The sequence below is a fragment of the Mesorhizobium sp. LNJC405B00 genome (assembly GCF_000502615.1).
Taxonomy (GTDB): domain Bacteria; phylum Pseudomonadota; class Alphaproteobacteria; order Rhizobiales; family Rhizobiaceae; genus Mesorhizobium.
The window spans coordinates 196,740-209,723 of the sequence record NZ_AYWC01000004.1; the positions used below are offsets into that span (position 1 = coordinate 196,740).

Below are 12,984 nucleotides of genomic sequence, written 5' to 3' on the forward strand. Positions count from 1 at the left end.
CCGGACCTAGCGGCGTGCTTCAATTCACGCTGTCGAACTTCTGCAAATCGACGGGGGCGGCCTTGCGCACCTCGACATCGTCCAGCGAAGCATGTTCCAGCGCCACGCGGGCCGCCGCGTCGATGTTGTGGATCATGTCGTCGATCTCGGCATCGCCATGCGCCGGGTTCATCGCCACCATCACCGTGCGGTTGAGGATATCCAGCGACCCCTTGCCGAGATCGTCGGCATAGCTGAGCCGCAGCCCTTTGTTCTGAGGCAGCGTGTAGGGGTTGAGCGCCGCATGGTGCGCGCCCTCATGCATCAGCACCTGATCCCACTGGGTAAAATTGTGGCGGCCGGTCTTGCCGGCAATCACGCTCGGAATGGTCTTGGAGAAGGTTTGCGCCGCCTGTTCGCTGGGCAGCAGATACATCACCTGCGCGGCGCAATCGTCGTCCGGGCTGTTCATCGGCGACGGCGTCAGGCCGAGATTGCCGAGGTGGCGCGTGCCGGCCAGCACCTTCTTCTTCTCCGCCCGCATCGCCTCGATGATGCCGTCGAGACGGTCGAGCTGGACATTGAGCATGGCGCCCATCAGTTCCGAAGCACGCGCGCCGATGCCGGCGAACGGCTTGATGCTGTCGTTGCGCCCCTGCCAGTAGAAGTGGCATGGGTCGATGGCGCAGCGCGCCCGCTCGGCCACCTTCGGATCGCTGGTGGCGATGCCGCCGCCTTCGCCCGAGGTCATGTTCTTGAAGTAGTTGAAGGAGTAGGCGCCGGCATGGCCGATCGAGCCGAGCTTCTTGCCCTCATAGCCGCCGCCAATGCCCTGGCAGACATCTTCCAGAACCAGCAGGCCGCGCTTGTTCGCGATGTCCATGATCGCGTTCATGTTGCAGGCCGCACCCCACATATGCACGGGGATGACCGCCTTGGTGCGCGGGCCGATGGCATCGCGCAGCGCTGCCGGATCGATGGTCAGGCTCTCGTCGATATCGACAATGACCGGAATGGCGCCGACCGACAGCACGGCGGTGGCCGTCGCCATATAGGTGTGCGCCGGCACCAGCACCTCGTCGCCGGGCCCGATGCCGAGCCCGATCAGGCCGGCGGCAAGCCCGTAGGTGCCGCTGGCGGCGAGCGCGAAATGCCCGACGCCGAGATGCCTGGCATAGCGGGCCTCGAAGCGGTTGCATTCGCTGTTCTCGCCATAGCGGAACAGCGCGCCGGAGCGGATGACCCTGGCAATGGCTTCGATCTCTTCTTCGCCGGCAGTGTACATGGCAGCTCTCCACATCGCTTGATGGTGTGAAAGCTCTACGCTCGCCGGCGCTGTTTGAAAGAACCACTCCGCCGCGATCGGACCAAGCCATCCCGGCTGCAAATACCGCTTCGACACTGATTCCGGACACCGTGCCGGCAATCGGCGTCAAATCTCCCGGTCGGCAGGAAATCGTACCCATCCGAATTCGCTGAAGTGGCCCTGTCGGAAGACCGGCTTTGGGCGTTCCATCGCGTCCAGTTGGGCAAACGGTCGGTTCCATGCAGCACGGGACACACTTTGGAAGACCCTCGCTACCGGCGTGCCGGCAAGACGGTGGCCGTTCATGAATGCCCCCATGAATGCGCAAAGGCGACAGCTTGTCCTGCATGAAGACGATGTCGGCATGTGCCATGGCGCCAACAGCGCCTTTCTCGAACTGACCGGGCTGGGCGCCTGCAGCTCCGGCGCGGTGATGGTGCCGTGCCCGTGGTTCCCCGAGATGGCGGAAGCGGCGGCCGCAGACCCTGCCCTCGATCTCGGCGTCCACCTGACGCTCAACAGCGAAAAGCAGCACTACAAATGGCGGCCGCTGACGACACCGTCGCGCGCGGCCGGCCTGACCGACGAGTTCGGCTATTTCTGGCCCGATGTCGCGACCACCCGCCGCAAGGCAGCACCGCAAGCGGTCGAGACCGAGTTGCGCGCCCAGATCGACACCGCCTACCGCGCCGGCATCGACGTCACCCATCTCGACGCCCATATGGGCGCGGCCCTGTCGCCGGAATTCTGCGACGTCTACATCAGGCTCGGCCTGGAATACCGGCTGCCGGTGCTGCTGACCAAGACACTCTCGGCCTATTCGCCCAACGACAATCTGGTCGGCGTCACCGAAGAAGCCTTCCAGCGAGGCGTCACCGAAGCCCGCGCCAAGGGCTTTGTCATCTTCGACGCCGCCATCCAGACAACCTGGGGCCGCCCGCGTTCGAAGCCGATAGAACCGGCCTACAAGGCGTTGGTCGAAGGCGTGCGCGAAGGGCTGACCTTCTTCTGCCTGCATTTCAACGCGCCGGGCGAGTTGGAACTGATCGAGCCACGCTCCGCCTATATCCGCACCGAGGAGTATGAACTCTTCCGCGACCAGGGTTTTCGCGATTGGCTCGGCGCCCAGGACATCGACATCATCGGCATGAAGCCGTTGCGCGAGGAACTGCGCGCCAAGCTTGGAACATCGACACCGGCAAAGGCCCGCAAAGCGGCCACCCGGTCAGCGCCGTAGGCGTTATCGCCTCGGCGCAAAGAGGGAATTGGAACTGCAACGACAATGGGAGAATGACATGAAGACCGTTCTGAAACTGGCGCTCGGCGCGCTTGTCTCGATGAGTATGCTGGCGGGCGTCGCGCAGGCCGCTGGCCTCAAGGACCCCAAGGATGTCCGCATCACTTTCGTGGTGCATGGCTCGGCCTCCGACCCCTACTGGTCGGTGGTCAAGCGCGGCGTCGACGATGCGGCGGCGCTCACGGGCGCCAAGGTCGAATATTATGCGCCGCAAGTGTTCGACGTGGTCGAACAGGCCCGCCTGCTCGACGCGGCCATCGCCACCAATCCCGACGGCATCGCCGTCTCCATTGCCGACGCCAATGCGCTTGGTAAATCGGTCAAGGCCGGCCTTGCCGCCAACATTCCGATGGTCGTCCTGGATTCCGGCGAGAAGGAAGGCGCCGAACTCGGCACCTCTCTCTACGTCGGCACAGTCTCCGAATATGATTCCGGCAAGAAGGCGGGCGAGCGGCTGGCCAAGGAAGGCACGCTCAAGGTCGTCTGCATCAACCACGAGGTCGGCAATGTCAGCCTCGACCAGCGCTGCCAGGGGTTGAATGACGGGCTGAAGCCGTCAGGCGGCGGCACCGAGGTGCTTACCGTGTCGCCCGATCCGGCCGACATCCAGCGCCGCACCGAGGCCTATCTGTCGGCGCATCCCGACACCCAGGCGGTGTTTGCGCTCGGCGCCACCGCCGCCAATCCGCTGATCCCGTTCTTCCGGCAGAAGGAACTGTTCGGCAAGATCAAGCTCTACACCTTCGACATCAGCCCCGAAGTCCTGGATTCCGTCGTCGCCGGCGAAATGGGCTTCGGCATGGACGCCCAGCAATATCTGATGGGATACCTGCCGGTGATCTATCTGGTCGAGCATGCCACACATGGCTTCTGGCCGCAGAACAACGCCTACACCGGCCCGCTGTTCATCGACTCGCCCGACAAGGCCAAGGCGATCCTGGCGCTCGCCAAGGACGGCATCCGCTAAGGCAAGACCAAAACGGATCGGGGAGCCGCCATGCGCTCCCCGTCTCTGGTCGAGATTGCGAAGTGAGCGATTGGGGAGCCTAATGGCTGTTGTGGAAGACAAGGCGATACCTCCAGAAGCGCCGGCCCCCGGGGTACTGGGCAAGGACCGTTTCGGCATGACGTCGAAACGGGCTGCCGGCACTGACGAGCGGCTGGCCAGCACCGGCCGGCTGACGCAATGGCTGCGCCGGCCCGAAGCCGGTGCCGCCGGCGGCCTCATCGCCACCGTCATCATCTTCGCCCTGCTGCCGGGTGCGTCGAACCTCTATTCGCTACAGGGGTCGATGACCTTCCTGACGCTGGCAGCCGAACTCGGCATCATCGCCACGGCCGCAGCCCTTCTCATCATCGCCGGCGAGTTCGATCTCTCCGTCGGCTCGATGGTCGGCTTCGCCGGCGTCGTCATCGGCCTGACCGTCAAATACTGGGGCTTGCCGCTGTGGGGCGGCATCGCCTGCGCCTTCGCTGTCGCCATCCTCACCGGCTACGTCAACGGGCTGATCGTGGTGAAGACCCGCCTGCCTTCCTTCATCGTCACGCTGGCATCGCTCTACATCCTGCGCGGCCTGTCGATCGGCATCACCCGCGCCGTCACCGGCCGCACGCAGATCCCCTACATCCTCGACGGCGCGCCGGACCCGGCAACCGCGGGCCTGTTCAACGGCCATCTCCTGACCGGCTTCTTCCAATGGATGGGCACGCAAGGCTGGATCGCCACCCGCACCGACGGCATTCCCTTCGTCGTCGGCATTCCGATGTCGATCGTCTGGTGGCTGGGGCTTACCGCGCTTGCCGGCTATGTCCTTACCCAGACCAAATACGGCAACTGGATTTTTGCCACCGGCGGCGACCTCAATGCCGCCCGCAATGTCGGCGTTCCGGTCGACCGGGTTAAGATCGCGCTGTTCATCTACACCGCCTGTGCCGCGACCTTGCTTGCCACCATCCAGGTGATGGAGGCCGGCTCCGCCGACACCACGCGCGGCCTGCTCAAGGAATTCGAGGCGATCATCGCCGCGGTCATCGGCGGCGTGCTGCTCACCGGCGGCTATGGCACCGTCTATGGCGTGCTGTTCGGCGCGCTGATCTTCGGCCTGGTGCAGATGGGCATCTTCTACACCGGCATCGACACCGACTGGTTCAAGGTCTTCCTCGGCATCGTCATTTTGATGGCCGTGCTGGTCAACAACTATATCCGCCTCAAGGCGCTCGGACGCGGAGGCGGCAAATGACCTACCCAAACCCGTCCCCGGCCATCCAGCCAGCCATGGAATTGCGTGGTGTGTCGGTCAATTTCGGCTCGGTACGCGCGCTCCAGGATATCGACATCAAGGTCTATCCCGGCGAGGTGCACTGCTTGCTGGGCGACAACGGCGCCGGCAAGTCGACGCTGATCAAGGTTCTGTCGGGCGTGCACCGGCCGACCAAGGGCGAGATTTTCGTCGACGGCAAGCCCGTCACGTTCCGCAGCCCGCGCGACGCGCAGGACCTCGGCGTCGCGACGGTCTTCCAGGACCTCGGCATGATCTCGCTGATGTCGATCACGCGCAACTTCTTCCTCGGCCGCGAGCCGACCAGAAGCCGCCTGCCCTTCTCGCGCTTCGACAAGGAGCGCGCCAACACAATTGCCCGCCAGGCGATGGCCGATATCGGCATCGACGTGCGCGACCCGACGCAGGCCGTCGGCACGCTGTCGGGCGGCGAGCGCCAGTCGGTGGCGATCGCACGCGCCGTGCATTTCGGCGCCAAGGTGCTGATTTTGGACGAACCGACCTCGGCGCTCGGCGTGCATCAGGCGGCGATGGTGCTGAAATTCATCATCGAGGCGCGCATGCGCGGCCTGGCCGTGATCTTCATCAGCCACAACATCCACCACGCCTACCCTGTCGGTGACACTTTCACGCTGCTCAACCGCGGCCGCAATCGCGGCACATACGCCAAGTCCGAGATCTCGCGCGACGAGGTGATTTCGATCATGTCGGGCGGCGAGGATTTGAAGGCGGTGGAAGCTGAGATTGCCGGGCTGTTGGCGCAGATCGGCAATCGGCCGGCCGCCGCACCCTGAGCCTGGAACACTTTGCAGAGAGTTTTAGCAGCATGAGCAGGATACGGGTTGGCGTTATCGGCGCCGGCATGATCTCGCAGGTCGAGCATATTCCGAATCTGTTGCGGCTCGGCGACCTGTTCGAACTGGTCGGCGTTGCCGACCCGTCAAGGATTTCGCGGGAATATGTCAGCGAAATTCACGGCATCGCCAATTTCGAAACGCCGGAGCAACTGTTCGGCCAGAAGCTCGACGCCGTCGTCATCGGCTCGCCCGACCCGCTGCATCACGAGCAGGTACTGGCCGCACTCGGGCGCGGCCTGCATGTCTTCTGCGAAAAGCCGCTCTGCTATTCCCCGGCGGAAATCGCCGAGATCATCGCCGCGCGCGACAAGGCCGGCAAGGTCATGCAGGTCGGCTATATGAAGCGCTTCGATCCGAGCTACCGGCTGGCGCTGGCCTCGCTGCCCGGCACGGCAAAGACGTTGCGGTCCGTCTCGGTCGAGGTCAACGATCCCGATGCCTGGCCGTTCATCGCCCACCAGCGCTACAAGCGAGGCAACGACATTCCCGAGGAGCTGATTGCCGCCGCGCAAAGCAAGCAGAAACAACAGGTCGAGCGCGCCATCGGCCAGCCTTTGAACGATCTGGCTTTCCGTGGATTTACCGCCGCTTACAGCTCCGCCTTGATTCACGATGTGAATGCCGTACACGGCCTGCTCGACGCGCTCAGCGTGCCGGATGGCGAGGTCGTCGGCGCGCAGATCTTCGCCAATGGCGATGGCGGCCAGGGCGCAGTAAAACTGCTCGACGGCCAGGCGCTGTGGACGATGACGCATCTCACCGTGCCGAAGCTCGCCGACTACAAGGAACGCATCACGCTGTTCTTCGACGATGCCAGCCTTGAGCTCGAATTCCCCTCGCCCTGGCTCAACCATCATCCGACCCGGCTGACTGTGAAGACCTCGGACGGCCACACACTGTCGACAAGGGATCTGCGTGCCGGCTACGGCGAAGCCTTCGTCGAGGAACTGCGCGGCTTCTGGGGTGCGATCGTCAATGGCGACGAGGTGGTCAACCGCCCCGAGCACGCCGCCCGCGACCAGGCGCTGCTGGTCGCGCTGACCAGGCAGCACCTGGCCACTTCGCAGGCCGGCTGAGCGCTCGCAGGATGTGTTGAGATTCAGGTCAGGCCGCGCCGAAAACGTTGGATTTCGAGAACCGGAGCGGAGCGTACTTAAGTACGTGAAGCGCGAAAGCCGGCGTTTGCAGGCCGGCCTCACCTGATATCAGCATATCCTACCGGGTGTTGATGACGCCGTCGGTATTGGCGAGCAGCTTGCGCACCGCGTTGCGGGCCGCCTCCGGCCGCTGCAGGCGGATGGCCTTCTCGATCGCCTCGTGCAGTTGCTGTGCATGCTGCAGATCGTCGAGTTCGCGCGTCGTATAGGTGAACAGATGATCGAAGGCGGATTCGATCAGCACGCCGAGCGGCACCAGCAGATCGTTGCCGGAGGCGCGCAGGATGGCCAGATGGAAACGCGTATCGGCGCGCGTGCGCTCCTGCAGGCTCGGCGCCTCGCCCATCTCTCGGCAGGCCTGGCTGATCTCGGCCATCTGCTCTTCGGTGCGTCGCATGGCGGCGAAGGCAGTCGCTTCCGGCTCGATGATATGGCGGAATTCCTGCACCGTCTTCAGGAACACCTCACGGTCGGGCGCGGTCGCGTACCAGGCGAGCACATCGCGATCGAGCAGGTTCCAGCGCTCCCTGGGCTCCACCCAGCTGCCGATCTTGGGGCGCGATGCCAGAAGGCTTTTGGCCATCAGCATCTTGATCGCCTCACGCACCGCCGAGCGGCTGACGTTGAAGGTTTCGGACCATTTGGCTTCATTGGGCAGGATGGTGCCCGGCGGATAGTCGCCGCGCACGATCCGAAGCCCGATTTCGCTGGCCAGCGAGGCATGCACGCTGGTGCCGGGCATCCGGGTGGCGTCAGCCCGCCGAACGGCAGCCGGGCGCTCGGCTGTCTCAGTCTTGTCAGACTTCTTTCCCTTATTCGGCTTTCCGTCCCTCATGCATCCACAAAGTCCGGATTTCGAAAGCTGTCAAGCAGAGGGTCGGGCGCAGGCGGCAAAGCCTGTGGCTGTGCACAGATCAGGTTACAACCTTGCCCCAAAGCCCAATTTGCCAGACCTATTTGACGTATTTGCGCCAGCTGTGCTCGGGACGGAAGCCGAGCATGTCCCTGGCCTTGCGGTTGGAAAGCAGCGTTTCATATTCGCCGAGCTTCGTCTTGACCGGCACGTCGGGATAAAACCGCTTCAACAGTTCCGCTGTCGGCAGGTCGGACGAGGTATCGTCATTGGCGGCGTTGAACACCTGGAAGCCGAGCCCGTCCGTTTCAACGGCGCGCAGCGCGATCTGGCCGAGATCGCGCGCGTCGACATAGCTCCAGGCGATGCGCTTGCGAAAGCCCGGATCGGCAAACCACTTCGGAAACAGCGAATATTCGTGCGGCTCGATGACGTTGCCGATGCGCAAGGCATAGATATCGGTGCCGTTGCGATGCGCAAAGGCGCGCGCCGTTTGCTCGTTGACGACCTTGGACAGAGCATAGCTGTCCATCGGATCGACGTCGTATTCTTCATCGAGGGGAAAATATTTGGGGTCGCGCGGTTCATTGGCGAACACCACGCCATAGGTGGTCTCGCTGGACGCGATCACCACCTTGGGGATGCCAAGCTTCACCGCCGCCTCGATGACGTTGTAGGTGCCCATCGCGTTGGTGCGGAACACCTCATTGTCGGTCGTGATCATGATGCGCGGTATGGCGGCGAAATGCACCACGGCATCGACCGGCTGCGGGCGCAGCGACGGATCGAATTCATGCAGGCCCATATAGCTCGACAGCGCGTTGAACACCTGGCCGCTGTCGGTGATGTCGGTGATCAGCGTGCGTACCTTGGGATTGTCGAGCGGCTTGGTGTCGATGTTGAGCACCTGGCAGCCCTGTTCGACCAGATATTGCACGACATGGCGACCGGCCTTGCCGCTGCCGCCGGTGAACATGATCCGCTTCGTCATTTTCGTCTCCAATGCCTAGGATTTCTGTGTATTGTCAGACAATATGGCATTCTGCAACCACCCTTCGCCCGCAAGACGGCGCCGCCCAATATCAATCATCGCAACAGGACTTCAAGACATGACCACGACCGCCGCGAGCGAAAAGATCGGCTTTATCGGCCTTGGCCTGATGGGGCACGGCATTGCCAAGAACATCGTCGACAAGGGCTATGGCCTGACCTTCCTCGGCCGCAAGAACCGCAAGCCGGCGGAAGACTTGGCTGGCCGGGGTGCGAAGGAAGTGGCCACCTCGCGTGAGGTGGCAGCGGCATCCGATATCGTCTTCATCTGCGTCACCGGCTCGCGCGAGGTCGAAGCCATCATCCGTGGCCCCGGCGGCCTCAAGGAGGGTCTGAAAAGAGGCTCGGTTGTCGTCGATTGCTCGACCGCCGATCCGGTCTCGACCGTGGCGCTGGCGGCGGAACTGAAGGAGATCGGCGTCGACTTCGTCGATGCACCGCTCAGCCGCACGCCGAAGGAAGCCTGGGAAGGCACGCTCGACGCCATGGTCGGCGCGCCCGACGCGCTGTTTGCCCGTGTGAAGCCGGTCATCGAAACCTGGGCCGGCCGCATCGTCCATATTGGCGATACAGGTGACGGCCACCGCATGAAGCTGCTCAACAACTTCATCTCGCTGGGCTATGCCGCGATCTATTCCGAGGCGCTGGCGCTGGCCGAAAAGGTCGGCATCTCGCCACCGCGTTTCGACAGCGTCATCCGCAACGGCCGCATGGATTGCGGCTTCTACCAGACCTTCATGCGCTGGACGCTGGAGGGCGACCGCGACGCGCATAAATTCACCATCGCCAACGCCTTCAAGGACCTGACCTATCTGGAATCGATGGCGGGTGCGGCCGGCATCGCCAACCCGCTCGGCAACGCCACCAAGAACTCCTTCGCCGGTGCCCATGCCACTGGCCCGGCCGAGCAATTCGTGCCGATGCTGGCGACATATGTCGGCAAGGTCAACGGCGTCGACCTGATGCCCAGCAAGGACGGCAAGAAGCAGACGATTTGAAGGCGGCGAAAAGCCTGTGTCAGCGCCTCGACCGGCCGATAACATCGTCGGTGTTGGCGAGCAGTCTGTGCACCGCATTGCGGGCGGCCGCAGGACGCTGCAGGCGGATGTTCTTCTCGATCGCCTCATGCAGCGCCTGCGCCCGCCGCTGATCGCTGGTCTCGCGTGTGACGAAGACAAAGAGATGATCGAGCGCCGACTCGATCAGAACGCCAAGCGGCACCAGCAGATCGTTGCCCGAGGCGCGCAGTATGGCGAGGTGAAAACGCGTATCGGCGCGGATACGCTCCTGCAGGTTCAAAGCCTCGCCCATCTCACGACAGGCCTGGCTGATCTCGTCCATCTGCTCGTCGTTGCGCCGCGTAGCGGCAAAGGCCGACGCTTCCGGCTCGATGATGTGACGGAACTCCTGCACCGTGCGCAGGAAGGCTTCCCGGTCCGGCCCGGTCGCGTACCAGGCCAGCACATCGCGGTCGAGCAGGTTCCAGCGTTCCCTGGGCTCGACCCAGCTGCCGATCTTGGGCCGTGAAGCCAGCAGGCTTTTGGCCATCAGCATCTTGATGGCTTCGCGCACCGCCGAACGACTGACATCGAAGATCTCGGCCCATTTGGCCTCGTTGGGCAGAATGGTGCCGGGCGGATAATCGCCGCGCACGATTCTGAGGCCGATCTCGCCGGCCAGCGAGACATGGACGCTCGCTCCCGGAAAATGCGCGGCACCGGCTCTGCGCATGACAGCCGGACCGCGGCTGGCTTGTGCCTTGGCCCGCTCGGTTCGCTTCTTTGATTTCTCGTCCGGCATTCACGTTCCAATGCGTCGGCCGTCTGCGTCCGGACTGGTCCGAACCTGCACGGCGCGCCGATCTCGTTGCCGAAAATCCAAACTACAGACGCGTCAAAGCCGGAGCCTGCTGCCCCAACCGTTGCGTCCGTCCGGGAAGAGACGGGGCGCCCGTCAAAGGGCGCCCCGAAATCGAGAACCTACTTCTGGATGCAGGTGTCGACCGTGTCCTTGGTGCATTCGTCGAGGCCGGTGAACACCGGATCGGCGACGGCCTTGCCTTCGACCAGATCGATCATCACCGACGGTGCCTTGTAGCCCATTTCGAACGGCCGCTGACCAACCAGAGCAGTTACAAGGCCGTCACGGGCGATCGCCACTTCATCGCCGATCGTATCGGCGGCGCCGATGACGAAGTCGTTGCTGGCGATGCGGTCCTTGAGCGGCCCGAACAGGTCGCGATAGGGCTGCGGTGCGCCAAACAGCGGCCAGCCGCCCATGATGCCGAAGGCGTCGAGCTTGGGATTGGCGGCGAGGATGTCGGTCATCGCCTGCACGCCCTTGGCGCCGTCGTCATTGGTGAACACCGGGCAACCGGCGACTTCGGTCCAGCCGCCTTCGCCGGCAAGTGCCGCCAGGCCTTCCTTGCCCGACAGCGCGTCACGCATGCCCTGCGCGCGGCGCAGGATGTTGTCGGCCGCGGGATTGCCTTCGATGGTACAGATCGTGCCGCCGTTCGGCTTGCCCTTCTTGATGTACTCGCCGATCTTGTGACCCATCAAATAGTTGTCGGTGCCGAGATAGGTCTTGCGCAGCGCGGCATCTTCCTTGCTGAGATCGGCGTCGAGCGTCATGATCGGGATCGTCGGATTGGCGGTCTTGATCGTCTGAGCGATCAGCGGCGCGTTGGATGGCGAAATCGCCATTGCCACCGTGTCGGCCTTGCTCAGCATGTCCTGGACGATCTGCGCTTCGCCGGCCTCGTCGGAGGTCGATGCCGGGCCGGTGTAGAAGCATTCATATTCCGAGCTGGCATTTTCCTTGTTCCATTTCTCGCAGCCCTGGTGGATGGCTTCAAAGAATGGATTGTCGAGACCCTTCACCACGATGACGAGCTGTTTCTTGGCCAAAGCCGGCCCGGCGCCCAGCGCCATGGCGGCGACGGCGGCGAGCAAAAGTGTTTTCCTCATGTCAGTCCTCCCTTGAAACAGACGGACACGGCGTGCCCGCCACACAGATCGACCGGATGCTTAATGACCGAGGTTCGTTTCACGAGCACTCGTGTCGCCAAGACAGATCGATAAGCATTTCCAGATGCGGCATTGGCCCGGCTCAACACAAGGGTGGCGCCGCAACCTCGACCGATAAACCTCCGCCGATTCCGCCCGGCTAACCGCCAGCGGCATCGGCATAATCTCCTCCGACGCTTAGCTAATATCGGCTTGCGGCCAACGTCAATGCTATTTGTCCTACAAAACGGATTTTTGGATAACCAAGGCTTCAATTCGTCCGACAATTGATTGACGAGCGCCGGCTTTTGCGTAAAAGAACGCTGACGCTGTTTCCGGGAGGAGATGGGGAGAGCGGGGCCAAAGCAGCGCCGGCATTCACGCCGGGAACAGCAGCGGGTCGCAAAACACGGGGAGGCAAAGACTGGTGGCGGTTCTCGAACTCACCAATATCTCGAGGCATTTCGGCGCCATCCAGGCGGTCAACGACGTATCGCTGTCGATCGAGCCCGGACAGGTGGTCGGCCTGATGGGCGACAACGGCGCCGGCAAGTCGACGCTGGTCAAGATGATCGCCGGCAATTTCCGCCCCAGCCATGGCGTCATGCGCATGGACGGCAAGGAGTTGATCCTGCACAAGCCGGCGGAAGCTCGCCAGCACGGCATCGAGATCGTCCACCAGGACCTGGCGCTGTGCAACAATCTGACCGCTGCCGCCAATGTCTATCTCGGCCGTGAATTGCGCCGCGGCGTCGGCCCTTTACGCATCCTCGACTATGCCGCCATGTACAAGCGCGCCGGCCAGCTCTTCGCCGAGTTGAAGTCCGAGACCCGTCCGCGCGACCTGGTCAAGCAGATGTCGGGCGGCCAGCGCCAGGCAGTAGCGATCGCGCGCACCATGCTGTCGCAGGCGAAGATCGTGTTGATGGACGAACCGACGGCCGCGATCTCGGTGCGCCAGGTCGCCGAAGTGCTGAACCTGATCCGCCATTTGCGCGACCAGGGTATCGCAGTGGTGCTGATCAGCCACCGCATGCCTGACGTGTTCACCGTCGCCGACCGCGTCATCGTCATGCGGCGCGGCCGCAAGGTCGCCGACAAGACGATTGCGTCAAGTTCGCCCGAGGAAGTCACCGGGCTGATCACCGGCGCCATCGAACAGGTTTGATCTCAGCGAATTTCACCACGCACAGCACAT

The 12,984-nt window shown here is 63.3% G+C and carries 12 protein-coding genes; 7 read left to right on the forward strand and 5 right to left on the reverse strand.

Translation table 11 applies throughout. The features are described from left to right. Window positions 1–19: 19 nt before the first annotated feature. Complete coding sequence (locus X756_RS155325) at window positions 20–1,264, reverse strand: aminotransferase class I/II-fold pyridoxal phosphate-dependent enzyme (RefSeq protein WP_023729406.1); 1,245 nt, start codon at window positions 1,262–1,264, stop codon at window positions 20–22. A 337-nt stretch (window positions 1,265–1,601) separates the two neighbouring features. Here X756_RS155325 and X756_RS155320 point away from each other — a divergent pair, with 337 nt between their 5' ends. From X756_RS155320 to X756_RS155300, 5 genes are all read left to right on the forward strand, one after another. Beyond that, window positions 1,602–2,522 carry a ChbG/HpnK family deacetylase gene (locus X756_RS155320; protein ID WP_023729407.1) on the forward strand — a complete coding sequence of 307 codons (921 nt, stop codon included), beginning with the start codon at window positions 1,602–1,604 and terminating at the stop codon, window positions 2,520–2,522. Window positions 2,523–2,580: 58 nt separating this feature from the next. Continuing rightward, window positions 2,581–3,549, forward strand: a complete 969-nt coding sequence (locus X756_RS155315; protein ID WP_023729408.1) for a sugar ABC transporter substrate-binding protein — start codon at window positions 2,581–2,583, stop codon at window positions 3,547–3,549. Window positions 3,550–3,631: 82 nt separating this feature from the next. Beyond that, window positions 3,632–4,822, forward strand: a complete 1,191-nt coding sequence (locus tag X756_RS155310) for an ABC transporter permease (protein WP_023829208.1) — start codon at window positions 3,632–3,634, stop codon at window positions 4,820–4,822. Continuing rightward, entirely contained in the window at window positions 4,819–5,655 is an 837-nt protein-coding gene (locus tag X756_RS155305) for an ATP-binding cassette domain-containing protein (RefSeq protein ID WP_023712088.1), read from the forward strand. The genes X756_RS155310 and X756_RS155305 overlap by 4 nt, the downstream gene beginning before the upstream one ends. A 32-nt stretch (window positions 5,656–5,687) precedes the next feature. After that, the gene (locus X756_RS155300) at window positions 5,688–6,794 is read left to right on the forward strand and encodes a Gfo/Idh/MocA family oxidoreductase (RefSeq protein ID WP_023714810.1); all 1,107 of its coding nucleotides are present in this window, start codon (window positions 5,688–5,690) and stop codon (window positions 6,792–6,794) included. A gap of 139 nt (window positions 6,795–6,933) precedes the next feature. Here the strand turns inward: X756_RS155300 and X756_RS155295 are convergent, their stop codons facing one another. Together X756_RS155295 and X756_RS155290 are read right to left on the reverse strand one after the other, a co-directional pair. Beyond that, on the reverse strand, window positions 6,934–7,710 hold the full coding sequence (locus tag X756_RS155295; RefSeq protein WP_023729409.1) for a FadR/GntR family transcriptional regulator: 777 nt from the start codon (window positions 7,708–7,710) through the stop codon (window positions 6,934–6,936). A 118-nt stretch (window positions 7,711–7,828) separates the two neighbouring features. After that, window positions 7,829–8,719 carry an NAD(P)-dependent oxidoreductase gene (locus X756_RS155290; RefSeq protein ID WP_023729410.1) on the reverse strand — a complete coding sequence of 297 codons (891 nt, stop codon included), beginning with the start codon at window positions 8,717–8,719 and terminating at the stop codon, window positions 7,829–7,831. A gap of 118 nt (window positions 8,720–8,837) precedes the next feature. Between X756_RS155290 and X756_RS155285 the strand changes: the two genes are divergently transcribed. Next, window positions 8,838–9,776, forward strand: coding sequence for an NAD(P)-dependent oxidoreductase (locus X756_RS155285; protein WP_023690788.1), 939 nt, complete (start codon window positions 8,838–8,840; stop codon window positions 9,774–9,776). 19 nt (window positions 9,777–9,795) lie between these two features. On the opposite strand, the gene X756_RS155280 is transcribed toward X756_RS155285, so the two are convergent. Together X756_RS155280 and X756_RS155275 are read right to left on the reverse strand one after the other, a co-directional pair. Next, window positions 9,796–10,578, reverse strand: coding sequence for a FadR/GntR family transcriptional regulator (locus X756_RS155280; RefSeq protein ID WP_023729411.1), 783 nt, complete (start codon window positions 10,576–10,578; stop codon window positions 9,796–9,798). Window positions 10,579–10,757: 179 nt separating this feature from the next. Further along, on the reverse strand, window positions 10,758–11,747 hold the full coding sequence (locus X756_RS155275) for a sugar-binding protein (protein ID WP_023673050.1): 990 nt from the start codon (window positions 11,745–11,747) through the stop codon (window positions 10,758–10,760). A 415-nt stretch (window positions 11,748–12,162) separates the two neighbouring features. On the opposite strand from X756_RS155275, the gene X756_RS155270 reads away from it, so the two are divergent. Beyond that, a complete protein-coding gene (locus X756_RS155270) occupies window positions 12,163–12,954 on the forward strand; it encodes an ATP-binding cassette domain-containing protein (protein WP_245260790.1) in 792 nt (263 codons plus the stop codon). Window positions 12,955–12,984 lie beyond the last annotated feature (30 nt).

Coding starts and splice junctions, on each gene's coding strand:
- X756_RS155325 (WP_023729406.1), bottom strand. CDS start 1,264: ATGTACACTGCCGGCGAAGAAGAGATCGAAGCCATTGCCAGGGTCATC.
- X756_RS155320 (WP_023729407.1), top strand. CDS start 1,602: ATGAATGCGCAAAGGCGACAGCTTGTCCTGCATGAAGACGATGTCGGC.
- X756_RS155315 (WP_023729408.1), top strand. CDS start 2,581: ATGAAGACCGTTCTGAAACTGGCGCTCGGCGCGCTTGTCTCGATGAGT.
- X756_RS155310 (WP_023829208.1), top strand. CDS start 3,632: ATGGCTGTTGTGGAAGACAAGGCGATACCTCCAGAAGCGCCGGCCCCC.
- X756_RS155305 (WP_023712088.1), top strand. CDS start 4,819: ATGACCTACCCAAACCCGTCCCCGGCCATCCAGCCAGCCATGGAATTG.
- X756_RS155300 (WP_023714810.1), top strand. CDS start 5,688: ATGAGCAGGATACGGGTTGGCGTTATCGGCGCCGGCATGATCTCGCAG.
- X756_RS155295 (WP_023729409.1), bottom strand. CDS start 7,710: ATGAGGGACGGAAAGCCGAATAAGGGAAAGAAGTCTGACAAGACTGAG.
- X756_RS155290 (WP_023729410.1), bottom strand. CDS start 8,719: ATGACGAAGCGGATCATGTTCACCGGCGGCAGCGGCAAGGCCGGTCGC.
- X756_RS155285 (WP_023690788.1), top strand. CDS start 8,838: ATGACCACGACCGCCGCGAGCGAAAAGATCGGCTTTATCGGCCTTGGC.
- X756_RS155280 (WP_023729411.1), bottom strand. CDS start 10,578: ATGCCGGACGAGAAATCAAAGAAGCGAACCGAGCGGGCCAAGGCACAA.
- X756_RS155275 (WP_023673050.1), bottom strand. CDS start 11,747: ATGAGGAAAACACTTTTGCTCGCCGCCGTCGCCGCCATGGCGCTGGGC.